Below are 25,800 nucleotides of genomic sequence, written 5' to 3' on the forward strand. Positions count from 1 at the left end.
AGGGGGTGAGGGCCATCCCCCTCGCCCGCAGCGCGGGAGCGGGGGCCAGGGGGTGAGGGCCATCCCCCCTCGCCCGCAGCGCGGGAGCGGGGGCCAGGGGGTGAGGGCCATCCCCCCTCGCCCGCAGCACGGGAGCGGGGGCCAGGGGGTGAGGGCCATCCCCCCTCGCCCGCAGCGCGGGAGCGAGGGCCAGGGGGTGAGGGCAACAACAGAGCAACGGCATAACTGCTCGCCTACAGAGACCAGGAGGAAATACGCTGCTGCCACTTCCGCCAGAAAACGGCTGCCTCGAATGGACCAACAATCAGAAAGGCCAGCCAGATACCCCACAAGGCTGGTACCCACCACAGCACAATGACCAGGGCCAACCCTACACAAATCCAAATTGCTGAGCCGCTAATCACAAGTGGCGAAAGGGTATCACCAAGACCGCGCAACGCTCCACCAAGCGCAAATGTCACAGCCCAGGCCGGTTGAGTCAGGGCAACGACACGCACGGCTGCTGCACCTTCGGCGACCAATTGCGGGTCGTTGTTGAATATGCGCACCAGGCCTTCAGCAAATACGATGAATAGAACACCGAGTCCTCCCATCCAAATGACCGCCCAACGGAGAGCAATCTGCGCGACAGCACGGGCCTCGGCCAGACGCTGTGCACCAACGGCCTGTCCTACCAATGCTGTTGCTGCCAATCCAAAGCCGATACCGGGTAAAAATGAAAGAGAGAGCACATTGATCGCTACCCGATGCGCTGCCAGCGGTATCGTACCCAGTGTTGCTACTACTGGTGTCAGCGAGGCAATAGCGCCGATGATCAACACCTCTTCCACGGCGGCTGGCATCCCGATCCGCAAAATATCACGCAAGACGCTGAGCTGCGGCCACCATAACCCGCCTCCGCCGGCCCGCACACCATTGCGGCCACGCCAGAGGATACCGGCCAATAGTATTGCCCCTATCAGGCGCGCAACCACCGACCCCCATGCACTGCCAACTGCTCCCAAGGCCGGTAAGCCAGCCCAGCCGAAGATGAGTGCAGCACTGGCAATCACATTGATCACATTGGCAACAGCAGTAATGATCATTGGCGTGCGCGAATCACCAATGCCACGCAACACACCACCGATCAACAGCATCATCGTCAGGGTTGTAATGGTGCTCATTGTGACAGCCAGGTAATCAATGCCGACCTGACTGACATCGGGTGCTAAGCCAAACAGTCCAATAAGTGTAGGCGTGAGCAGTAAACCGATGACCGTGATTGGCAGCCCAATTAAAACGCTCCAGAACAGACCCTGGCGCGCCAGGGCGCCAGCTTCAACCAATCGCCCGGCACCATACGCCTGCGCTACCAGCACAGCCACGCCAACCGACAAGGCACTGAGTGCTGCGGTGGTAACATAAATCACCTGCAACGCTGCGCCAACCCCGGCCAGGGCCACGGCACCTAAAGAGGCGACCAGGATCGTGTCAACCACACCGAGCATCGTTTGAAGCAGGTTTTCGCCGATAACAGGCCAGGCCAGCCGCAAAACTCGCTTTTCGAGTTGGGATCGCGATGGTGTTTGCTGAGTTGTTGTCGCTTGATGTTCGATAGAAACAGCTTCTGGTTGCATATCTCTCAGTATACCCGACATCAGCACATGGGTGGATCGCATGGAAGAAGGGTTTCTCGTACAATGAATAAAGATAGCGTGTTGTAAAGGAGGATAGAATGGAGCATGTTGACACTCTCCTCACCGGCGGCACTGTTGTTACGATGGATGCAGAGTGGCACATTTTTGCCAACGGCGCCGTCGCGATCCGTGATGGTGTGATTGTAGCTGTGGGACCGGCAAGCGATCTGAACGAGCGTTACACGGCGACCGAGACGATTGATTGTCGTAATTGTGCGATTATTCCTGGCCTGATCAATGGCCACGCGCATGTTCCGATGAGTCTTTTGCGCGGTCTGGTTGCCGATCAACAACTCGATGTCTGGCTCTTCGGTTATATGTTTCCGGTAGAGAGTCAGTTCGTCGATGCTGAGTTTAGCTTCACCGGTACGCTGCTGAGCTGTGCCGAGATGATCCGTGGCGGAACGACGACGTTCGTCGATATGTACTACTTCGAGGAAGAAGTAGCACGAGCAGCCGATCAGGCCGGAATGCGGGCAATCTGCGGCCAAACAGTGATGCGACTACCAACCCCCGACGCCGATTCGTTCGATGCTGGAATCGAGCGTGCCCGACGCTTCATGACCGAGTGGCGCGGCCATCCGCGCATTATCGCTACGGTTGCCCCGCATGCCCCCTATACCTGCACCGACGACATCTACCGACAGGCGGCTGCTCTTTGTGCCGAGTTTGGCGTTCCGCTGATTACCCATCTGTCTGAAACAGCACGGGAAGTCGAAGAGAGTATTCGCGACCGCGAAGTAACGCCTATCCGTTACGCCAAACGAGTCGGTGCGTTTGATGTTCCGTGTATCGCCGCCCACTGCGTCCACGCAACCGAAGACGATCTGCGACTCTTGCGCGAAGCTCGTGCCGGTGCCGTGCCTTGCCCGACCAGTAATCTCAAACTGGCCAGCGGTGTCGCTCCTTTCCGCCGTATGATCGAGACGGGTGTGCGGGTTGGTCTCGGTACCGATGGACCGGCAAGCAATGACGATCAGGATATGTTTACCGAGATTCAGTTGGCGGCGCTACTCCCCAAGGGTCTCAGTGGCGATCCAACGGCAGTACCGGCCCGTGAGGCGTTTGCTCTCGCCACCTGCTGGGGAGCACGGGCCATTCATCTCGATCACCTGATCGGGTCGTTGGAAGTGGGTAAACGTGCCGATATTGTCGTAGTTGAACTGGATCGCCTACACAGTGCACCACGCTACACCTACGCCCCAGATGCCATCTATTCCCATCTCGTGTACAGCAGTCGGGCCGCCGATGTCCGTGATGTGTTGGTCGATGGCAAATTACTCCTCCGCAATCGCCATCTGCTGACGATTGATGAGAATGAGATTATTGATCGCGCCCAGGCTATCGCGACCCGCATCAACGAGTTTCTCGCCACGCGCGAACGGAACCTGCTTGCCAAGATTCTGGCTCTGGGTGGTGTCCAACAGGCCGAAATCTTTGAGATTCAGGTCAAAGCCCGTCTTGATCCAGGTGATGTTGAACGGGTTCTAGCCCTTCTCAACCATCCGGCTATCACGGTAACCAAGACCAGCGAGCGCACGCAGTACGATACCTACTTTATTTTTGCCAATGGCGAGCGCATTCGGATTCGTGAAGATCATCGTACCGATCCAGGAGCACGACCGCAGCCCAAATATACGCTCACGCTGATGGCCGAAGCACGCCGCTTCGATCATCCCAAAGCAATGATGCTCTCACGCGCACGGTATACTGCACCGGCAGACCACACCGTGCGCTTCTACCGCGAGTATTTTCAACCCGACCGAATTGAAGAGTTGGAAAAGCGACGACGACGCTGGCGTATCCTCTACCGTGATCATGATTTCGCGATCAACCTTGACACCCTGGTTGGTCAGGCTGATAGCGGGCAATTTCTCGAAATCAAGAGTCGGACCTGGAGCCGCCGCGATGCCGAGCAGCGGGCACAGTTGATCAGCGAATTGCTCGAATTGGCCGGTATCACCGATGACGCACTGATATTGCAAGAGTATGTGGAGCTTGTGTCATGAAACATCCCGGCATCTTCTTGATCGGCCTGACTGGAGGTATTGCCTGCGGTAAGAGTACGGTGCTGGCAATGCTGGCCGCACTGGGTGCACGCACAATTGACGCTGATCGGGTAACGCATCGCCTGCAACAGCCGGGAACAGCGGTCTACCAGGCGATTGTCGAGGCTTTTGGACCACACATCTTGAGCGCACCTGGCGGTGCTATTGATCGTCGCAAGCTCGGTAATATCGTCTTCAACGATCCGGCAGCGCTCAAGCGGCTGGAGGCAATCATCCATCCGGCGGTACGGGCCGAGATCAGGCGGTTTCTGGCTGAAGTAGCGAACGCTGGTGGCTACGCGACTCGTCTGCGCCCGGTTGAGCGACCGGTGGTGGTGATCGATGCGATTAAACTCATCGAATCGGGATGGGCCGACGAGTGCGATCAGGTGTGGGTCGTTACCTGCTCACCCGAACAGCAGATCGAGCGTTTGATGACGACTCGTGGCATGTCGCTGGCTGAGGCCCAGGCACGTATTGCAGCTCAACCCCCGCAAGAGAGTCGGCTCAGTCGGGCCGATGTCATCATCGACAATAGCGGTTCGCAGGCCAACACTCGTGCTCAGGTCGAAGCGGCATGGCAGCAGGCCCTGCTTGCCAGTCACGGGCGATAGGTAATGCGTCGGCGCTCCTCGATCACCACACCATCGGCCAGAGTCACGCGCAATCGAATGGTGTAATCGCCTGCCGACCAGGAGCCAGCATTCCACATACCGAGTAATCCCTGTTCAACCGGCTGGCTGCTCTGCCCCAGTACCTGCCAGTCGGTTGGATCGGTGCCGCTGCCCACATCGAGAATAAATGGGCCGCGGGCCGTGCCTTTGATAAAGATCAACGTGTTCGTGATCACACTTTGCTCGGCGAGATCGAGCAACGCTATTGCACGCTCCGGTTCACGCGGCGGCGGGCAATAGCTAGTCGGCGCAACTTTCCCATTGCGACGTGCCCATTCGGCAACTTCGGTTGGATATACTGGGAAAGTAACCAGGCGCACCTCCTCTGGCGGTGTGTACGTGGTCGCCAGACACGAGCCATCACCACCCACCCGCACCGTTTGAAAGCTGAGCGCACTTACCGGACCGCTCCCAACCACAAAGCGTTCGGTAATCACCTGCGGGCACTCAGGGTTAGGTGGGCCACCGGTTTCAACACACACAGGCTGCTCGACAATTCCTGTCGGTGGCACAAATGGCCTGGCTACCCGATTAGCGTGATACCGTAACATCAATTCACGCCAGATCAGACCAGCCCCGTTGGCGCCGGCCACTTCAGCCATTGGCTGATTATCATTATTCCCAACCCAAACCCCAATGATTACGGCATCGGTATAGCCAATCGCCCATGAATCGCGGTAATCGTTACTGGTTCCAGTCTTGACCGCTGCCGGAATACCCGGCAATTCCATCACATTATTGCGGCCAAACACCGGCCAGCGTGCAGCATTGTCGCTGAGAATATCACTGATCAGAAAGGCAATTTGCTCACTCTGTGGGCCGAGCAACGGCTTGCCACGAGTCGGCTGCCACGTTTCAAGAACCTCGCCGCGACTGTTTGTCACTCGCAAGATAGCAACCGGACGCACCTGACGGCCACCGGCCCGCAAACCGGCATAGGCGCCGGTCAATTCGAGCAACCGCACCTCGTTACTACCGAGTGCCATCGCCAATCCGTAGCGAGCGGGATCGGTAAACGACGTTACGCCGAACTGGGTCATCAGATCGACAAATGCCTCAACCCCAACAAATTCCAGCGCCTTTACCGCCGGAATATTGAGCGAATTGGCTAGCGCCAGCCGTAACCGTACCGGACCTCGAAAACGACCATCATAATTGCGCGGCTCATACACAACACCGTTGATTTGCCAGCGCGAAGGAATATCCCACAATATGGTTGCCGGTGTCCAACCACGCTGCAACGCGGCAGCGTAGATAAACGGTTTCAGGGTCGAACCGGGTTGACGCAAAGCAAGAGTGACATTCACCTGTCCGTCAGGCGCGTTGTAATCAACGCTCCCCACCATCGCCAGAATCTGCCCGTCAGGCGACAGCATCACCACTCCCGCGTTGCTTGCCTTCCGTTCGCGTAAAGTAGCCACCTTCTCGGCAGCCACCTGTTCGGCCTGCATCTGCCACGCCGGGTCAAGCGTGGTAATTACCCGCAACCCGCCACGATTGACCATCTCCTCGCCGAAACGCTGGACAAGCAAATCGTAAACGTAGAAGACAAAATGTGGCGCACTGATCGTTACCGTTGGTGTCACCAGCCGGATCGGTTCGGCGAAGATCGCATCAGCTTCGGCAGCGCTGATGAAACCAGCTTTGACCATCTGGTTCAACACGATACGCTGGCGGGCACGGGCCAGCGGCAGATTTTCAAACGGATTATAGACCGAAGGAGATTGCGGCAAACCGGCGAGAAGCGTTGCTTCACCACGACTCAAGTCCCAGACATGTTTCCCAAAATAACGACGTGCTGCTGCCTCGACCCCATACGCCTGCGCACCGTAGTACACCTCGTTGAGGTAGAGCGATAAAATCTGATCTTTACTGTACTCTTGCCCAACGCGAATAGCCAGAATCGCCTCACGAATTTTACGCTCAATTGTTTGTTGTCGGGCTTCTTCAGGAGTCAGCAAAATTGTCCGCACCAACTGCATGGTAATCGTGCTCGCCCCTGAAACCGTCTCACCGGCAGTCAGATTTTGCCAGAAAGCGCGAATGACACTCGGTAAATCAACCCCAGGATTAGTATAGAAATTCGCATCTTCAACGGCTACCGTTGCATCGCGCAATATCTGCGGAATCCGGTCAAGCGCCACCGGAACGCGCACCCCCGGCCCGATAACTTCGTAGAGCAGCGTAATCCCATCACGGGCATAAATGCGCGTGTTCTCGAAGCTGCGGTGCTGATCGATCAGTTCTGGCGGGGGGAGATCACGACCGTAATAGAAGTATAGTCCGATCAGACCAATCAAGCCGCACAATACAAGAACAAGCACGGCAAACAGTAGCCGATTCAACCAGCGCCAAACAAACGCCAGGCCGCGAATAAGCCATGGAGTTGGTGGCGGAGACCGCCGACGAAAGCGGGGTAACGGTGGACGAGGCCGACGTGCCATGGTTGATGCACCTGTGATATGCAGCCAAATCTATCGTGCAGAGCGACCTTCGCGTAAGATCGTTCTGTATATACTATAGCGTGGTTGCAGGAACATGATCGGTTATTTCACCATCAGCGGTTATATAAGCGATTGTAGTCGAGATAGAAACCAACGCCCGCCCCCGCAGCCCCTTTCCTCGCCGACCACGAGAGGGAAGGATGAACTGCTCCCTCTTTCTGCGCCAAGCAGTGCCCTGCAACAGAATGATCCCATCCATACCCTATGCTACAATCATCCATCAATATTGCCTTGACATCTCGAGGAGGTTGCCATGACGCAAGCCCCGGCCCGGATCGGCTTGACCGATACCCGTTACTTTACGCCATTATCACGCCTGGGGGCGGTACAGCCCATCGAACGCGGGATACTTGCTGCCCTTGATCACGAGTGGTTACGGGTAGAATGGATCCGTGAGGATATTGTTCGTTTCAAGATCAGTCGCGGTGGACGTTTTGATGAACATCCCACTTACGCTGTCTGTATTGACCTGACAACCGTACCAGTGCCGTCGTTCACCCTTACCGAGACGGACACTTCGCTGATCTTACGCAGTACCCGTCTGGAGATAATCATCGGCCGTGATCCGTTTACGCTTACCGTCCGTCGTTCTGACAACAGTCTCGTCTTAAACACAGCAACCGGTCATGATGGGCGGCCATGGGCGTATGCAACGCTGAACGATGCGTTCGCGTTTCATCGGGTATGTGCCCGCGATGACGCATTTCTCGGTCTGGGTGAGAAGACCGGTCGCCTTAATCGTAAGGGGCGCGATTTTATTCTGTGGAATAACGATGTGTTAAGCCCACAGGGCGAAGCCGAGTTTGCGGCAGGCCGTGATCCTGCTGATCCGCGCGCAAAGAATACCAGTACAGAGTTCGATCCTTATTACATCTCTATCCCATTCTTTTATCATCTCGATCAGGCCGGAAATGCGGCTGGTTTCTTTCTTGATAATGCGTATCGGCAGCATGTCGATTTTTCACCCGCCGAAACATACGGTGTTTGCGCATTGGGCGGCCAGTATACCGAGTACGTGTTCGCCGGGCCGCGTATTGCCGATATTCTAGAGGGGTTTACCTGGCTGACCGGTCGTCTGGCGCCACCACCCATCTGGGCCCTCGGCTATCATCAGTGCCGCTGGCACCGTTACCGCCAGGAGGATGTCGTAGCGCTCGCTGTTCGTCATCGCGAACGACGTATTCCTTGTGATACGCTGTGGCTCGATATTGAGCACATGGATGGCTATCGCGTTTTTACCTGGAATCACGAGTTGTTCCCCGATCCGGCAGCGCTGGTGCAACAGTTACAACAGTACGGCTTCCGTCTCATCACGATTGTTGATCCCGGTGTCAAGCTTGACCCCGACTTTGCGTTGTTTCGTGAGGGGCAGGCACACAACTTTTTCTGCCGCACGGCAAGCGGTGAGTTGTACATTGGTCAGGTCTGGCCGGGTCGAACGGTATTTCCCGATTTTGTCAAGCCGGAAGTACGGGCCTGGTGGGGGCAACAGAATGCCAACCTTGCCCGTTTGGGTGTGGCCGGTATCTGGAACGATATGAACGAACCCGCCACCGGTGATATTCCGCCCTATGCAATGCGGTTTAACGGTGGGCAAGAACCACACGAGCGTTATCACAATCAATATGCGCTCTTGATGGCGATGGCGACGGTTGAAGGCTTACAGGCTGCGTTCCCTGATCAACGAACGTTCGTGCTCTCACGGGCAGGCTTTGCTGGCATTCAACGCTATACGGCGAATTGGATGGGCGATAATTGCCCGCGTTGGGATCATCTCTGGATGAGTATGCCAATGGCGATGGGAATGGGCTTGTCTGGACAGGCATTTATCGGAGCCGACATCGGTGGCTTTGCCGGTGATACCCAGCCCGAACTCTTTGCCCGTTGGATGCAGTGTGCGGCCTTGACGCCGTTTTGTCGCAATCATAGCGCCTATGGTCATGTTGACCAGTACGTCTGGTCGTTTGGGCCGGCCATCGAGCAGATTGCCCGGGCTGCCCTTGAGTTGCGCTATCGGTTGATACCTTATCTGGTGACGGCGTTTATGCACACGCTGGAAACGGGCGAACCGGTACAGCAGCCACTGGTATTTGCTTATCAGACCGACCGCTTGACCCGCGATATTGATGACCAGTTTCTGCTCGGTCGTGATCTCCTCGTTGCGCCAGTTTATGCCCCCGGCGCCGTTGCCCGGCAACTTTACTTACCGGCCGGAGCGTGGTATGACTGGTACAGCGATGAGCAGTTTACCGGTGAGCAGTTTATCAGCGTAGCAGCTCCTCTCAATCGAATCCCGCTCTTCGTGCGAGCCGGAGCAGTCATTCCACTCTGGCCAGAAGTGCCGCCGTCAACGATGAACTATTATCCGCGCACGCTAGAGTTACATCTGTTTGTGCCAACGCACGATGGTGTTTACACCTCAGACCTGCACGAAGATGATGGTTTGACGTTTGGATTTGCACAGGGAGCTTGTTACCGCACGACGTTCCGGATCGAGCGACGTGGCCAGCAGGTGACTGTAACGGCAACGGTGCGCGGTGATGGATTCAGGGAGTTTGCCCGTGAGACGTTGACGCTAGTGATCCACGGCGCCACCCCAGCAGCGCTTGTCGTTAATGGGATGACCCAGCCATTGGTCGCCAACCAGCTCACGTTTGCTAACCGAGGGCAGGGGTTTACGGTCTCGTTTACGGTGTGACACCCTGGGGATAATATCAGCAACGCCAGATAATGGTTGGACTCATTTCGGCGATCCCTGTCACAACCAGATGACAACGGTCAAGCGCATGTCGGTAATCGTCGTCGTTTCTCGTGGTCAACGCCGTCGTCTGTTTTCTTTTTTGTCGAAATGACCACGTCGTGTGACACCCATCCCTCTAGGAAATCGCAGGGGCGGGTTGCGAACCCGCCCCGCACGATATTTAGCACTCTATCCAACGACGCAGCTCATTATGCCTCGTCGTGCTTCTCAACGATCTGCACCTTGTTACTGGTCGGCGGCGTTGTCGGTCGGCGATACCAGCTCAACAGTTGACCGAGTAGCGCCCACATCCGTTGTTCGACCTCGGCCTCGCGACCACGCAGCAATAGACTGACGCCACCCAGAATAAGAATACCCGGCCAGAGCAATTTGAACAGCGACAGCAGCGCCAGCCCAACTCCCCACAACAGAGCCTGTACTGCCTCATCGATGCGGCCAAGGTTGCGCTGACGGCGATAGATCACGATGCCACCACCGGCCAGCAGAGCAACCGGTACCAGCCACCACAGCCTGAAAATAGCGACCACACCAATCGTGATCAAGATCAGTCCGATCAAGCGTGTTTGATTGTTCATTGTTTATCTCCTCCGTAATGTGTGACCTCTTCGCTTCTATCGCTATGACGTAGCTTCAACTGCAAAAGTTGCAGCAGTCTGTGGTACCATAGTTGAAAGGTAATCGGATTTGCAAGCACATACAAGAAACATCTTCACACGCTGACGTTAGCTTTCAGGGGATCACAATGACTACACCACGCAGCGCCGAGCGGGTTCGTCAGTTTGGCACCACCATCTTCGCCGAAATGAGTGCTCTTGCCGTACAATGTGGCGCCGTCAACCTGGGCCAGGGTTTTCCCGATTTTGCCGGGCCAGAATGGGTTAAGCAAGCCGCAATTGACGCTATTTGCGCCGATGCCAATCAGTACGCGCCTTACATCGGTGTGCCACGCCTACGTGAAGCGATTGCCGCAACCTGGCAGGCGCAAGGGTGGCGTACTGTCGATCCGCAGACCGAGGTCACGATAACCAGTGGCGCGACCGAAGCTCTCTTTGGCGCCGTGCAGGCGTTGATCAATCCCGGTGATGAGGTGATTCTATTCGAGCCGTTTTACGATGCGTACCTGCCCGATGTAACAATGGCCGGTGGTATCCCCCGCTTTGTGCGCCTGCATCCTCCTACTGACGGTCAGCAAAACTGGTGGTTTGATCCGGCTGAATTGCAGGCTGCGTTCTCGTCACGTACCCGTCTACTCATGCTCAACACGCCCCACAATCCGACCGGTAAAGTGTTTCGACGTCACGAGCTAGAACAGATCGCCGATCTCTGCCAGACTTACGACGTGATCGTGATTGCCGATGAAGTGTACGATCAACTCGTCTTCGCCGGTGCCGAGCACATTCCGATTGCAACACTGCCTGGTATGTGGGAGCGAACGCTCACCATCAACAGTTTGGGCAAGACATTTAGTCTAACCGGGTGGAAGATCGGTTACGCCGTTGGTGCGGCCCCCCTCATCGCCGCGCTACGGGCTGCACATCAGTGGATTACCTTTGCCACTGCAACCCCTTTACAATATGCGGCAGCAGTGGCGCTGGAAGGAGCGTTGCAGAACGGCTACTATGACCGGTTTCGCGCTGAGTATACGGCACGGTATCGCCTGCTCGAAGAGATTCTGATCAGCGCCGGTCTGCCCGTGTTGCCGACCGAAGGCAGCTATTTCCTGATGGCCGATATTACACCGACCGGCTTTCGCGACGATGTGACGTTCTGCCGCTACCTGACTACCGAAGTTGGCGTTGCGGCGATCCCACCTTCTGCCTTTTATGCCCGCCAAACCGATCTCCCGCTGCTTGCCCGCTTCTGTTTTGCCAAACGTGAAGAGACGCTGCGTGCTGCACAACAACGCTTGTTGGCCTGGCGACAGCGAAGCTGAAATCAGAAAGCGAGTGTCAACGATGGAACACCGACTGCAAGAACTACGTGCCCGTTTGCAAGAGATTGATGATTTAAACAGTGCTGCTGCTATCCTCAGTTGGGATCAGAGCACCTACATGCCGCCGGGTGGCGCAGCCGCCCGCGCCCGTCAACTCGCTACGCTTTCGCGGCTGGCTCACCAAAAGAGCACTGATCCCGACCTGGGTAAGCTGTTGGTTGAACTGATGCCCTATGCCGAAACACTACCGTATGATCATCCCGATGCGGCACTGATCAGAGTGGCCCATCGCAACTACGAGCGGATGACGCGCATACCGACCGATTTGGTGAGTGAAATTGCTGCCCACACGGCGGCGAGTTATCACGCCTGGACCAAAGCACGGCCGGAGAATGATTTTGCAACGATGCTGCCCTACCTCGAACGCACCCTCGAGCTGAGCCGACGGGTAGCTGATTGCTTCCCTGGCTACGATCATCCGGCCGATCCATTGATCGATTTCAGCGATTACGGGATGCGCGCAGCAGTGATCCGTGAGCTGTTTGCCCGCTTGCGTGCTGAACTGACTCCGCTCATTCGGGCCATTGTGGCCCAACCGCCGATTGACGATTCGTGTCTGCGTCAGTATTACCCACGCAACGACCAACTGGCCTTCGGCGAGCACATTATCCGACGCTTTGGCTATGATTTTGAACGAGGTCGGCAAGACCTGACGCATCACCCCTTTATGACCAAGTTTTCGGTCGGCGATGTACGGATTACGACCCGCATCAACGAACATGATCTAGGTGACGGTCTGTTTAGCACGCTGCACGAATCAGGCCATGCCATGTACGAACAGGGAATCGATCCCGCCTTCGAGGCGACACCACTCTGTTCAGGGGTTTCGGCCGGCGTCCACGAGAGCCAATCGCGGCTCTGGGAAAATCTGATCGGACGTTCACTGCCATTCTGGGAGTATTTCTATCCTGAACTACAACAGACATTCCCACAACAGTTGGGTCAGGTGCCACTCGACACCTTCTATCGTGCGATTAATCGGGTGCAACCGTCACTCATCCGTACTGACGCCGATGAGGTCACTTACAACCTGCACGTGATGATTCGGTTTGATCTGGAACTGGCGTTACTTGAGGGTAGTCTGAAGATACGTGACCTGCCAGAGGCGTGGAATGCGCGCTACGCCGAAGATTTGGGGGTAACGGTACCGGATTACCGCGACGGCGTGCTACAAGATGTTCACTGGTTCGGTGGGTTAATTGGCGGCGCATTCCAGGGTTATACGTTGGGCAACATCCTCAGTGCGCAATTCCTGGCTGCTGCCCGGGCAGCACATCCGACGATTGATGAGGAGATCAGGCAGGGCGAATTCGCTACACTGCACGGCTGGCTGCGCGAGAACATTTATCGTTATGGCAGCATCTTCACGCCGAACGAACTGATCGAGCGCGCATCAGGTAGCCCGCTGCGGATCGAGCCGTATATGACGTACCTGCGTGAGAAGTACTCGGCGATCTATGACTTGTAGTCAGACAATCAGGTCAGTCGGGGGCGACCATCCAGGCCGCCCCTGTGCTGCTGTATCCTATCACCTCAATCCTCGATCTGCGTTCGTCCCGTAGCGTTCAACAGGGATCCCGACTCGGCGGCGAGCTTTCATCGTCAGGTTCAGCTTCATGAAGTGAAGAAAGCTGAACAGCATCCATAATTAATGCCAGTGCTTGCTCGCGTGAGCGAGTGAGCATCTCGAGTTCAGTTAAGAGGAGAGAGAGGCGACGATAATCACGGCGAATGGCCTGTTCATCGGCAGAGGAGAGACCAGGACGTACCGTTGTGAGCCATTCGTCAAACGACGAGCGCTGAATAAGGAGTTCAGGCGAACCAAACTGACTGAGTCGAAGCCACAGTGTTGCCGCACTATTAGTTAGTAAACGAAGGCTATCAATAGTCATATTGTCGGTGATACCATAACCTATCCAACCCTTTTCCGTGGGTATAAGGCACCCTCTGCATGGTAATTGGTCATTCATTCTCTATGGATCGGTCGTGAGATTGAGTTTCACCTCTGGTATAATTTAAACGAAAGAATACTGGTAGGACATTATGCGTGAACCAATCTCAATTCAGGCAACTGACACCACAACCACTGTTCCCAAGCCGACCGAACCGCCCCGCTTCCGTCCGCGTGAGCGTTTCTTGCGCGTTTCATCATTTTTTCTCGGCGTCGTCATCCATATTTACATCTGGGATATTTTTCTCGCCCGCTTCGCCATCTTTCGCTGGTATGTCCAGCGCACCATGATCCGACGTTGGGTAAACATCGCCCGTCGGTTTCGCATGATGGCTGTTGAATTGGGCGGGATGCAAATTAAGCTCGGTCAGTTCCTTTCCTCGCGTGCCGACATCATTCCTGAAGTGGTACGCCGTGAATTAACCGGTCTCCAGGATGAAGTTCCTCCAGCACCTGCTGGGCATGTGCTGGAGGTCATTCTTGAAGAACTCGGCGCCCCACCCAGCGAAATCTTTCGCAGCTTCGAGACCGAATGCGTTGCGGCAGCGTCGCTCGGCCAGGTGCACTACGCTGTGTTGCACGATGGCCGTGAAGTCGCGGTTAAAGTGCAACGCCCCTGGATCGACAAAATTATCGAAGTTGATCTCAGTGCGGTGACGTGGGTGGTGCGGCTGATCAAGAATTATCCGCCCATCCGCCGACGCGCTGATTTAGAGGCCCTCTTAGCTGAGTTCGCCCGTGTCCTGGTGCAGGAACTGGATTATGTGCAGGAAGCCCGTTCGGCGGCTACTTTTCGGCAGAACTTCGCGAACCATCCGGGGATCTACATTCCTGAACCGATCTTCGAGTTAACCACTCGCCGCGTGCTGGTCATGGAACGGATCAGTGGTGTGAAGATCACCGATCTGCACACCCTCGATCAGTTGGGGGTCAGTCGCCTCGAACTGGCTGCCCGCCTCAACAACTGCTATCTCAAGCAATTCTTCATTGATGGCTTCTTCCACGCCGATCCGCATCCAGGGAATCTCTTTGTGCGCGTCGAGACGGGTCTGACGCCGGGGAAACCGACACCGCCGCCAGTATCGGCCAGTAATAATGGATATCACCCTATCGAGGCTGGATTGCCAATTGATACTGCACCGCCAGATGTACCATCCGGTACACCCTTCACCTTGATCTTCGTTGATTTTGGCATGGTCGGTCGGTTACCACCACAAACGATGGAGGTAATGCGGCAGGGCGTCCTGGGGTTGGCAACGAATGATGCCGATAGGATTCTGAATGCACTCGAACAGCTCAACATGATTTTGCCCGGCGCCGACCGTCGTGCGATCAAGAGTGCCATCGAGACGATGCTGCGTTATTCGTTCAATCGTACCGTGCGCGAGCTGACGAATCTCGATGTTGAGGCCATTATGGCCGAAACCAAAGACTTGATCTACGACCTGCCATTCCAGATTCCGCAAGACTTGCTCTATCTAGGGCGAGCGTTGAGTATGGTCGCCGGTCTGGCAACCGAAATCTACCCTGACATCAATCTGTTTGAAGAGTTACGTCCCTTCGCACGTGCGATGTTGGCGCAAGAGCAGCGCAATGGCAACTGGCTAGAGAAGTTCCAACAAGAGATCACCGAACTGGGTCAGATTCTCTTGGCTTTACCTCGTCAGATGGATGCCTACTACCGGGCGGCAAATCGGGGTGAACTGCAAACTCGTTCCGATTTGAGTCGCTTGGAACGGAGCATGAAACGAGTCGAGCGGGCTACTGACCGTCTGATGGGTGGAATGCTGGCAACTGGTCTGTTCCTCGGCGGGGTGCAGCTTCGCACTCGCGGGCTGGAACGCGAAGCGAAGCGAGCCTGGTGGGCAGCCGCGGCGGCTATTCTGTGGGCGCTCTGGCCACGGAATGATCGCTGGTAGGCCGCCCGGCCTGCTCAAACACCCTGTCTCACGTAACAGTGTACAGCAAGTCATTGCGCACCCGTGTCCACCAACCTCGTAGGGGTGAACTGTCCCCACACATGGCGATCACAGCACCAGACCATCCGCACCGTCGGGTTCTACCCGGCGGCACCGCACCCTACCTGTCGGGGTTCAATCGTAGCGTAAGGCGTTCTTTTGCCCACAACCGGTTTCATCTGTTAACCCAGGATGAAGAGCCTCTCCTCTGCCAGGCTCTGACGCTCCCCGCTCCTTCTCACTCCGTCTCTTCAGGTCTGGTAAGATGGTATACAGGAGATCAGTACAAGACACCTTTGCCTCCTGCTACCGTTGCGACAACGGTAACACGATGAAGAGATACGGTAACCTTGTATGAACACGCAAGCCCATTTTCCACCCAATTTTCTCTGGGGCGCAGCGACCGCTGCCTATCAGATCGAAGGCGCATGGAACGAAGACGGTAAAGGTGAAAGTATCTGGGATCGCTTCGTGCGACGACCCGGTGCGATTGCCAATGGCGATACCGGCGATGTTGCCTGTGACCATTACCATCGCTACAAAGAGGATATCGATCACATGGCGGCATTAGGACTAAAGGCCTATCGCTTTAGCATCTCGTGGCCGCGCATCTTTCCTACCGGCGCCGGACAACCCAATCAACGCGGCCTCGACTTCTACCGGCGGCTGATTGATGGTCTCCATCAGCGTAACATTCTACCGGTTGCAACCCTCTATCACTGGGACCTGCCACAAGCGCTCGAAGATCGCGGTGGCTGGATGCAGCGCGACACCGCGTTGCGCTTCGCCGAATACGCCGACTACCTGTTTCGCACGATTGGCGGCGACGTTGCATTATGGGCCACCCACAACGAGCCGTTCATTCAGGCATTTTACGGCTACGGTAACGGCGAAAATGCCCCGGGAAAACGTGTCCCCTGGAAGGTACTGGCCGTCGTTCATCATCTGCTGTTATCGCACGGATTGGCTGTAAGCGCCTTTCGTGCTGTCCGTCCTCGACCGGCACGGAGCGATATGCCGTCACCTCAGATCGGCATCGTGTTGATGATATGGCCACAATATCCGGCCAGTGATCGACCTGCCGACCACAAAGCGGCCCAACGGATCGATGGCATCATGAACCGTCTCTTCCTCGAGCCACTGTTTTGTCGCCGCTACCCGGACGACATCATCAAACACTTCGCTCGTCGGTTTGTTTTTGCCCCGATTCGGCCCGGTGATCTTGAGATTATCGGCCAACCAATTGATTTTCTCGGTATCAATACCTACACCCGTCTTTTCAACACGGTGAATTGGCGTGAGCCGTTCGTAATGGCGAAACAGGTACCGGGGCCGTTACCGAAAACAGCAATGGGTTGGGAGATTTACCCTGATTGTATCATCGAGGCATTGCAAAAAGCCCGTCAATATACTTCCTTACCGCTGTACATCACCGAGAACGGTGCTGCATTCGACGACCCGGCGCCGTCGGCAACGGATCAGGTCGTCGAAGACCCGCAACGAGTAGCGTATTTACAGGCGCACATCGAAGCATGTCGGCGTGCGCTGGCCCTTGGCATTGATCTGCGCGGCTACTTCGTCTGGAGTCTGCTCGACAATTTTGAGTGGGCGAAGGGTTATAGTAAACGCTTCGGCATCATCTACACCGACTACGCGACGCAACGGCGAGTGTGGAAGCGCAGTGCATACGTCTACCGCGATATTATTGCGCATAACGGATTGTAGCCAGCGATGATCGCTCGCGCCGGTATGAACACAGCACAGCGCTACCTGTTGACGGTGGCGATGCTCACCGTTGGTTTGACGGTAGGCTGGCTATTTGCCACCATCGCCTACGCCGATCTCGGCTATGCCGGTTACCGTCTGCATGTGCCGTTATTCGGCGATCTGGCGTTGATCGGTCTGCTCAATAGCGTAGCGGTGCTGGCCGGCGGGTTGAGCGGCCCACCGGCATGGCAGGCAGTACGCTCCCTGGGCGCACGAGCGGCGCTGATCCTCGGTTGTCTCTTGCACAGTCTGGCACTGCTGACCTTAAGCCTGGCACCTGCCGCCGACAGGTTATCGCCGCTTACCGCATGGCTCCTGTTGGCCGGTGTGGCACTGAGCGGGCCGGCCAGTGTGCTATTTAATCTGGCCGGCCCGCCGCTAATGATGCAACTGAGTGGCGCCGCTGGGCCGGATCGCCTCTTTGCCCGCAGTGCGGCACTGACATTGATCACTAACGGCGCCGCGAGTCTGCTCGGTGGTCAACTGACAACAGGATGGCGCTGGCTCTTCAGCGGCAGCACACCGATCCCCCCTTATCAGCTCAATGCGCTCCTAAGTGCGCTCGTCGTGATCCTGGCTGCTCTCCCGCTGGTGGGGTTGCGCGTGCAGCCTTTGCCGACGGCTACTGTCGTTGCCGGGAACAGATCGTTCAACGCCTTCTGGCGCGCAATCCGTCAGGGCCTGGTCTTTGTACCAGGCCCACTGCTGATTTCGCTGGGCGCTGCGCTCTTCATCCCCTATCTCAGTCTCTTCTTCCGCCAACGCTTTGCCGCATCTGATACCATCATCGGCCTGCTCCTGGCCTTGATCAGCCTGACTACCGGCCTGGCTACATTGCTTGGTCCACGGCTGGCCGCCCGATTCGGTAGACTCCCGGCAGTAGTCCTCACGCAGGCGCTGGCGATCCCGTGTCTAGTCGCACTCGCCTTTGCACCGACCTTACCCCTGGCCGCTCTAATAGCTATCGTGCGCGGAATGTTGATGAATATGGCGACACCGTTGTTTGAAGCAGAAGCCCTGGCCCAGGCCCCCCCTGCCCATCACGCGACGGTAACCGGTATGATCCGGGCTGCCGCATCGGTAGGCTACATCGCCGGCCCAACCCTCAGCGCCGAATTACAGGCGACCGCTGGCTTCACGACTATTTTTCTAATTGCCGCACTGTGCTACACCGCAGCAGTATTGGTAAATGCGGCAATCGTCGTGGGGCGCAGGAGTTCCCATCACTCAGGAATCAACCATCAGTCGGCAGAACATCACCGATGATCAATGACGTTGCTCATCAATCGCTGGCAAAGCGGCGCAGGTTGCAGCTTGCTTGCCTGCCAGTTTTGCGTATACTCTGAGGCAAGTGACGGCACTGCTATGAACAACAGCGACACGGCGACTATGCGACGATGGAAGCGCACCGCAGCATTGCCGTTCCAAGAGATATGGCGTCGGCAGAAGCAGAGCCTCATCCACCATCGCAGAAGTTCAAACCAATGATCAGGTAATCTGAGATGACCTGATCATCAAGCTGTGCATAACAACATGACTCAATAACGCAGGTTTGGAAGTGATCAACCATGACACTACCCTTGAATCAAATCATCGAAGGCGACTGCATCGAAACGCTTTCCACGTTCCCAGAGAAGTCTATTGACTTGATCTTTGCCGATCCACCTTATAATTTACAGTTACAAAACGAATTGCATCGCCCAAATATGACAAAAGTGGACGCAGTAGACGACCAGTGGGACAAGTTCGAGTCTCTACAAGCGTATGATGAATTTACCAGACGATGGCTCACTGCTTGCAAACGAGTTCTGAAACCAACCGGCACCATCTGGGTTATTGGTACCTACCACAATATCTTTCGCGTAGGAGCAATTATGCAAGATTTAGGGTTTTGGATTCTCAATGATGTCATTTGGATAAAAACAAATCCAATGCCCAATTTTCGCGGCGTGCGTTTTACCAATGCCCATGAAACCCTGATCTGGGCAAGTACTGGAAAGGGTGCAACATACACCTTCAATCACCAGGCGATGAAGGGCCTGAATGATGACAAACAAATGCGTTCCGACTGGTGGCTTCTATCGCTGGCAACAGGATCAGAACGAGTAAAAGATGATCATGGCGAGAAAGCCCACTCGACACAGAAACCTGAAGTACTACTGTACCGTGTCATCCTATCTTCCAGTAATCCTGGCGATGTCGTCCTCGATCCATTTTTTGGCAGTGGAACAACGGGAGTCGTAGCAAAACGACTGCATCGAAACTGGATCGGTGTAGAAAGAGAAAAGAAATACATCGAAATTGCCAGAAAACGCATAGACGCCGTTCAACCTGAGGTATTCAACCCCGTTGTGTTTGACGTGCGAAGTAAAGCGAAGACTGCACCGAGAGTTGAGTTCTCCACGCTCGTTGAACACGGGTATGTACAGCCTGGTCAGAAATTATTTTTCAGGAAAGACACGAACAAAGTTGCCTTTATCAAACCTGATGCAAGACTTCGCACAGGCGATGGCTTCGAGGGTAGTATTCATCAAGCAGGCAGTTATTATACGAATAATGCGCCCTGTAACGGCTGGGAGCATTGGTTTGTCCAGGTGAACGGTCATTTCATTAGCCTTGGCGATCTCCGCGAACAATTTCGCATGGACATGGGTTTATACGACGAGTGATCAGATGCATGCCCCCGCCCCGCATTCAGCGGATCTGTAAAGTTGCGTATGACCTGCCCGCCAAAACGCGGCTGTCAGGCGCTACAGCGTACAGTAGTGCTGCATCGCTCGCTCTGAAATCGGCTCTAACCGCAAGTTCCGCCAGAACCGGTTTCTAACGGTAGTTCAGTATTGCATCGATATGGCTCTCGCATTAGCCGAGATTCGCCGCGTCTGCACAGAAAGCGCCCCCATACTCTTGATCCTCGGACGAGAGTCAAAAGTCCACAAGACGGCCTTTTACAACAGCCAGATCGTCGAGCGCCTTGCCAGCGAGGTTATTGGTTTCCGGCTCCATCTGAAACAGGAGCGCGTATTCACCAACAGGTTCGGGCAGAGGATTTACGAAGATATCCTTCATTTGTCGCCACAGCCAGGTTATTCCCGATCTAAGCAGACGATCGTCGAAGGCGCGAGACATCTCGGCAGGGAGGTTCTTTTGGAGGCAGTTGAGCGCACGCCAAGCGATCGAAGGCACTACCTGCGCGGCGCAATTGCTGATGCAGATCGGGTCGAAGCATCACCGATCCTGGCCGTAGATCTGTGTTATCGATTGCGATTATTGGGATTGGGAGCCTGATCGTATTGACATTATTTGCGTCAAACACGACGGCATTCGGAGGTATTGACATACTTATTTTCTGACATACGTTGAACCCCGCGCCAGGCAGCTTCGTTCTGCAGGCCACATACCTGCCGCTCACAAGAACGTTTCCTGTGCTTTCACCTGCAATGGTTCATCACACGGGAAGAGACTCGTGCTATCCGCGCAAGGTGTACGGCTTGCTTCTCCACCGATGTTGTGTGTACGGTCAGTAGGGCTTTTCGGAGTTCTCGGCTTCGGATTGCATTCGATGACCAGACGATTCAGAGATGGGCTACGCTGCTGAGCTACGCTAGCGCGGGCGGATTTGGAACCCGCATCTACTGACGCCTAGCACCCCTCACCTTCCCCCCGACCCCCTTCCTCTCCCAATAGAGGCGAGGAAGGGGGTTGAGGCTTCACCCTCTAGCTGCTTGAAGTAGCACCCGCGCCCGGCGCTGAAATACGTCAGTACGAGCGGGTTTGAAACCCGCCCCTCCAATGGTTTCCCTGGGTGCGCGGGCCTCCGGCCCGCAGTGTGCGGGGCGTGGTGATAGACCATCGGTTAGCGCATCAGCACACCAGCGCGAGCGGGGTGGGAACCCGCATCTACTGACGCCTAGCACCCCTCACCTTCCCCCCGACCCCCTTCCTCTCCCACTAGGGGCGAGGAAGGGGGTGGTTATCGAGCTGCGTTGCGGCCTTCTCATCGCTGTCAAGCCCTTGCCTCTCCCACCAGGGGCGAGGAAGGAGGTTGAGGCTTCATCCTCTAGCTGCTTGAAGTAGCACCCGCGCCCGGCGCTGAAATACGTCAGTACGAGCGGGTTTGAAACCCGCCCCTCCAATAGTTTCACTGGGTGCGCGGGCCTCCGGCCCGCAGTGTGCGGGGCGTGGTGATAGACCATCGGTTAGCGCATCAGCACACCAGCGCGAGCGGGTTGGAAACCCGCCCCTACTGACGCATGCCCCCTTTCATGTTATCAGGCGGTCAGTAAGCGAGGCGAGTGATGACGTAAGTTGGAAACCCGCCTCTACTGACGCATACCTTTCCCCCGCACCGCCCGTCTCTCCCCGTGTTGCGCCCCATCTCTCCGTGTTGCGTGCTCTCTTCTCCTCATTGCTCCCTCCTCTCCCCTCTTTTCTCCCAACTTGCCCGTACAGCCCGAATAACGGTATACTGACAGCGGAACAGTCGCTTGTGGAATTGGAATCAGCTCTATGCAACCTCATCTGTTTACACCACTAACCATCGGTGATGTCACCTTGCGGAATCGCATCGGTATGTCGCCGATGTGCCAGTACAGCGCCAACGATGGCTTCCCAGGTGATTGGCACGTGATGCACCTGGGTGCGCGCGCTGCCGGTGGCGTCGGTCTGGTCATTCTAGAAGCCACCGCGGTGTCGCCTGAAGGCCGGATTTCGCCCTTCGACCTCGGTATCTGGAGTGATGATCATATTCCGGCGCTTGCTCGCCTGGTACGTCTGATCGAGAGCCTTGGGGCAGTGGCCGGGATTCAGTTGGCACACGCCGGCCGAAAGGCAAGTATGGGCCGACCGTGGGAAGGGAGTAAGCTGGTGCCCCCCGAAGCTGGTGGCTGGTCGGTGGTGGGGCCAACCGCCGAGCCGTTTGCTCCTGGCTATCCAACGCCGAACCCGCTTGATGCGCGAGGAATCGCGAAAGTGGTTGATGATTTCGCCGCCGCTACCCGCCGGGCATTGGCTGCCGGTTTTCGTTGGGTCGAGATTCACGCCGCTCATGGTTATCTGCTCCACAACTTCCTCTCACCTATCGGAAATACGCGCAGTGATGCCTATGGCGGTGATCTGCATGGCCGTGCACGCCTACTACGCGAAGTAACTGCCGCAGTACGGGCAGCGTGGCCAGCTCACTTGCCGCTCGCCGTGCGGCTGTCTTGCACCGATTGGACACCAGCCGGTTTGACGATTGCCGATACGGTGGAAGTAGCCCGTATGCTGCGGGCCGAGGGGGTTGATCTGATCGACTGTAGTTCAGGAGGAATTGCTCCCGGTATTACTATCCCGGTCGGCGAGGGCTATCAGGTACCGTTTGCCGCACAGGTGCGCCGTGAAGCCCACATTGCGACCGCAGCGGTTGGGATGATTACCCGGCCCGAACACGCCGATGCGATTGTGCGTAACGGTGATGCCGATCTGGTCTTGTTGGGGCGCGAGCTGTTGCGCGATCCAAACTGGCCGCTCCGTGCCGCCCGCGCTCTCGGTTATGAACTGGCGCCGCCACCACAGTATCTGCGGGCTTGGTAAGTTTCGAGGAGAGGTCTATGCCCACACCTGGTTCGATTGTACGCTGTCGGGAACGCGATTGGGTGCTCTTGCCGAGTACTGACGACGATCGCCTGTTGCTGCGCCCGTTGACCGGACGAAGTGATGAGGTGGTGGCGATCTCGCGGCAGTTGAGTGAGGTCCTGAGGTACGACCTGCCGACCGAGGCGGTGAGTGATGCGCATTTCCCACTGCCCACCTTAGACGACATCCAGGACGCGCAGGCGACGATGTTGCTCTGGCAAGCGGCCCGCATGGCGCTGCGCGATGGCGCCACGCCGTTGCGTTCGCCGGGGCGGATCTCGATCCGGCCTCGATTGTATCAGTTTGTGCCACTGCTGATGGCGCTACGCCTGCAACCGGTACGACTGCTGATCGCCGATGATGTTGGCGTGGGGAAGACGATTGAAGCCCTGCTGATTGCCCGTGAACTGTGGGATCGGGGTGAGATTCGCCGGCTGGCCGTGCTCTGTCCGCCGTACCTCTGCGAGCAGTGGCAACACGAATTGCAGCAGAAGTTTCAGCTCGATGCAGTTGTGCTACGCCCCGGAACAATTACGCAGCTCGAACGGCAAACACCTCGCGGGCGCGACATCTACCAGCATTTCCCGGTGCAGGTGATTAGCATCGATTGGCTCAAGCTGGATCGGAATCGTTACCGTTTCCTGCAATTTTGTCCTGACCTGGTGATTGTTGATGAAGCCCATAGTGCGGTACCGGCCGCCGAAACGGGACGGCAGTTGCGCTATGAGTTGGTGCGCGAGATTGCTGCTGAACGTAACCGTCATCTGATTCTGCTGACGGCAACGCCGCATAGTGGCGCACCGGCGACGTTCCGTTCACTGATTGGATTGCTCGATCCGGAATTTGCCGATTGGGATGTGAGCAATCTGAACGAAAAACAGCGGCTCCGTCTGGCCCGGCATTTTGTTCAGCGTACCCGCGCCGACATCGAACACGGCTGGGCCGATGGCCTGCCCTGTTTTCCTCAACGGGTGTTACGCGATGAGTCGTATCTGCTTACCCCCACCTATCACGAATTCTTCAACGATGTGTATAACTTCTGCACTGAGCTGGTCAGCAGTGGTACGACATTGCGCGAGTCCCAGCGGCGGGTGCGTTACTGGGCAGCGCTTTCGCTGTTACGCTGTGTGATGTCTAGTCCGGCGGCGGCAGTCGCTGCCTTACGTAATCGGGCGGCCCGACTACACGCTGATGACGATGCCGCAGTCGATGATGCCTTCTGGCAGGGATTGGTGTTTGAATCCGATGAGACCGAGACCGATGACGAGCCACCAACTGCGGTGCTTGAACAGGCTGAAACGCTGTTTAATGAACGTGAACAACGCCGTCTGTCACTGTTTGCCGCACGTGCCGAGCAGATCGCTCGCCAGGGGCAAGATGCCAAATTGACCGGCGTGATCGCACTTACCCGTCGTCTGCTCAACGATGGCTATGCGCCGATTATCTGGTGTCGCTATGTGGCGACCGCAGAGTATGTGGCTCAGGCGCTGCGCAAACAGCTCCCCGCTGTGCATATAACGCTGGTGACCGGGCGGATGGGTGAAGAGGAGCGTCGGCGAGTGATTGCCGATGTGCCGAACGATCAGAAGCGCGTCCTGGTTGCCACCGATTGCATCTCCGAGGGGATCAACCTTCACGAACGCTACAATGCCGCCATTCACTATGATCTGCCCTGGAATCCGAATCGTCTCGAACAACGCGAAGGCCGCATTGATCGCTATGGTCAGATCGCGCCCAAAGTGGTGACCATCCGCTACTACGGGCTTAACAACGAAGTTGATGGTGTGGTCATTGATGTCTTGTTGCGCAAAGCCCGCGAAATTCGCCGCGCACTCGGCACCCATGTGCCGGTGCCTTCCGAAAGTGTGGTTGAAGCCCTCACGCAGGCGCTTTTCTTGCGCCGGGGAACCCACGCTCAGCAATTGACGCTAGAGCTAGAGGCGCCGGCCACGCAAGAGCTGCATCGGCGTTGGGAAGAAGCGATGACGCGAGAACGTATAACCCGGACGCGCTTTGCCCAACATGCGCTCAAGCTGGCCGACGTACAACCCATTCTGGAAACAACCGACCGCGTGCTCGGCGATCCGGCAGAGGTGTGTTCGTTTGTCCTCACGGCTGCTAAACGTCTCGGTATCGCGATCCGTCAACATCCGCGCCAGGCCGATGTGCTGCTCGTCGAAGCCGCATCCACCACCCCAGACGTTATCCGAAGCGTAATCGCAGACCGACCACAGCCCTGGCCGATCAGTTTTGTTTCCCCGACGCCAGCCGGTGCTGAGTACGTGGGGCGCAATCACCGGTTGGTCAGCACGTTGAGCAGCTATCTGTTTGAAGTCGCTCTCGTTCGCACCGGTCGCATCAGCAGTGCACCGGCGCCGGTTGCCCGCCTCGGTGTCATTCGCACCAACACTGTGGCCCGGCTGACGGTCTTGATCTTGTTGCGGGCACGCTATCTGGTCAATCTGCCGGCGCGTCAGCATCCACTCCTCGCCGAAGAGGCACTGATCAGTGGATTTGTGTTTGAGGCTGGCAACGAACGCCGCTGGCTCACTGAGGCTGAAGCTCGTCACCTGCTGACGACAGCCCAACCCGACGCGAATCTATCGGCTGACGAAAAACGCGAGCTGGCCGAGATGGTACTAGCCGAATTCGGTGAGGCGCATCAAGACCATCCACTGTGGGCAACGTTACACCACCAGACTCAACAACGGGCCGATGATCTCAGACGTTCGTACCGCGATCTGCGCCAGGCCATTCAGGAATATGTCCAGGGATTACAGGTCAAACCAATTTTTCCACCCGATCTACTGGGGATTCTGATCTTGCAGCCGATGCCACGACGGCCAGGATGA

General features: G+C 56.5%; 16 protein-coding genes. 12 read left to right on the plus strand and 4 right to left on the minus strand.

The window, feature by feature from the left end:
* Positions 1–233: 233 nt before the first annotated feature.
* A complete protein-coding gene (locus tag QTO31_RS01705) occupies positions 234–1,616 on the minus strand; it encodes an MATE family efflux transporter (protein ID WP_031459415.1) in 1,383 nt (460 codons plus the stop codon).
* 98 nt (positions 1,617–1,714) lie between these two features.
* On the opposite strand from QTO31_RS01705, the gene QTO31_RS01710 reads away from it, so the two are divergent.
* Together QTO31_RS01710 and coaE are read left to right on the plus strand one after the other, a co-directional pair.
* On the plus strand, positions 1,715–3,685 hold the full coding sequence (locus QTO31_RS01710; protein ID WP_301427905.1) for an amidohydrolase family protein: 1,971 nt from the start codon (positions 1,715–1,717) through the stop codon (positions 3,683–3,685).
* Positions 3,682–4,338: a dephospho-CoA kinase gene (coaE, locus tag QTO31_RS01715; RefSeq protein ID WP_301427906.1), complete on the plus strand. Its 657-nt coding sequence runs from the start codon at positions 3,682–3,684 to the stop codon at positions 4,336–4,338. Before QTO31_RS01710 ends, coaE begins: the two co-directional genes overlap by 4 nt.
* Here the strand turns inward: coaE and QTO31_RS01720 are convergent.
* Positions 4,326–6,842 (minus strand): transglycosylase domain-containing protein, encoded by a 2,517-nt coding sequence (locus tag QTO31_RS01720; protein WP_301427907.1) that lies wholly within the window; start codon positions 6,840–6,842, stop codon positions 4,326–4,328. The genes coaE and QTO31_RS01720 overlap by 13 nt on opposite strands.
* Before the next feature lie 313 nt (positions 6,843–7,155).
* Between QTO31_RS01720 and QTO31_RS01725 the strand changes: the two genes are divergently transcribed.
* Positions 7,156–9,600 (plus strand): TIM-barrel domain-containing protein, encoded by a 2,445-nt coding sequence (locus tag QTO31_RS01725; protein ID WP_301427908.1) that lies wholly within the window; start codon positions 7,156–7,158, stop codon positions 9,598–9,600.
* Positions 9,601–9,851: 251 nt separating this feature from the next.
* Here the strand turns inward: QTO31_RS01725 and QTO31_RS01730 are convergent, their stop codons facing one another.
* Positions 9,852–10,238, minus strand: a complete 387-nt coding sequence (locus QTO31_RS01730; RefSeq protein ID WP_301427909.1) for a hypothetical protein — start codon at positions 10,236–10,238, stop codon at positions 9,852–9,854.
* Positions 10,239–10,405: 167 nt separating this feature from the next.
* Here QTO31_RS01730 and QTO31_RS01735 point away from each other — a divergent pair, with 167 nt between their 5' ends.
* Positions 10,406–11,596 (plus strand): aminotransferase class I/II-fold pyridoxal phosphate-dependent enzyme, encoded by a 1,191-nt coding sequence (locus QTO31_RS01735; protein ID WP_301427910.1) that lies wholly within the window; start codon positions 10,406–10,408, stop codon positions 11,594–11,596.
* A gap of 22 nt (positions 11,597–11,618) precedes the next feature.
* The gene (locus tag QTO31_RS01740; protein ID WP_301427911.1) at positions 11,619–13,124 is read left to right on the plus strand and encodes a carboxypeptidase M32; all 1,506 of its coding nucleotides are present in this window, start codon (positions 11,619–11,621) and stop codon (positions 13,122–13,124) included.
* 97 nt (positions 13,125–13,221) lie between these two features.
* On the opposite strand, the gene QTO31_RS01745 is transcribed toward QTO31_RS01740, so the two are convergent.
* Positions 13,222–13,548: a hypothetical protein gene (locus QTO31_RS01745; protein WP_301427912.1), complete on the minus strand. Its 327-nt coding sequence runs from the start codon at positions 13,546–13,548 to the stop codon at positions 13,222–13,224.
* 151 nt (positions 13,549–13,699) lie between these two features.
* Between QTO31_RS01745 and QTO31_RS01750 the strand changes: the two genes are divergently transcribed.
* The 7 genes from QTO31_RS01750 to QTO31_RS01780 all read left to right on the plus strand — a co-directional run bounded on the left by QTO31_RS01750 (position 13,700) and on the right by QTO31_RS01780 (position 25,800).
* Positions 13,700–15,526: an ABC1 kinase family protein gene (locus tag QTO31_RS01750; RefSeq protein ID WP_031459407.1), complete on the plus strand. Its 1,827-nt coding sequence runs from the start codon at positions 13,700–13,702 to the stop codon at positions 15,524–15,526.
* 393 nt (positions 15,527–15,919) lie between these two features.
* Positions 15,920–17,290, plus strand: a complete 1,371-nt coding sequence (locus QTO31_RS01755; protein ID WP_301427913.1) for a GH1 family beta-glucosidase — start codon at positions 15,920–15,922, stop codon at positions 17,288–17,290.
* A 24-nt stretch (positions 17,291–17,314) separates the two neighbouring features.
* A complete protein-coding gene (locus QTO31_RS01760) occupies positions 17,315–18,598 on the plus strand; it encodes an MFS transporter (protein ID WP_051871112.1) in 1,284 nt (427 codons plus the stop codon).
* A gap of 302 nt (positions 18,599–18,900) precedes the next feature.
* Positions 18,901–20,001 carry a site-specific DNA-methyltransferase gene (locus tag QTO31_RS01765; protein ID WP_301427914.1) on the plus strand — a complete coding sequence of 367 codons (1,101 nt, stop codon included), beginning with the start codon at positions 18,901–18,903 and terminating at the stop codon, positions 19,999–20,001.
* Positions 20,002–20,182: 181 nt separating this feature from the next.
* A complete protein-coding gene (locus tag QTO31_RS01770) occupies positions 20,183–20,620 on the plus strand; it encodes a hypothetical protein (RefSeq protein ID WP_301427915.1) in 438 nt (145 codons plus the stop codon).
* A gap of 1,221 nt (positions 20,621–21,841) precedes the next feature.
* The gene (locus tag QTO31_RS01775) at positions 21,842–22,906 is read left to right on the plus strand and encodes an NADH:flavin oxidoreductase/NADH oxidase (RefSeq protein WP_301427916.1); all 1,065 of its coding nucleotides are present in this window, start codon (positions 21,842–21,844) and stop codon (positions 22,904–22,906) included.
* 17 nt (positions 22,907–22,923) lie between these two features.
* On the plus strand, positions 22,924–25,800 hold the full coding sequence (locus QTO31_RS01780; protein ID WP_301427917.1) for a helicase-related protein: 2,877 nt from the start codon (positions 22,924–22,926) through the stop codon (positions 25,798–25,800).

The organism is Chloroflexus sp. MS-CIW-1, assembly GCF_030444705.1.
In the GTDB taxonomy this organism is placed as follows: domain Bacteria; phylum Chloroflexota; class Chloroflexia; order Chloroflexales; family Chloroflexaceae; genus Chloroflexus.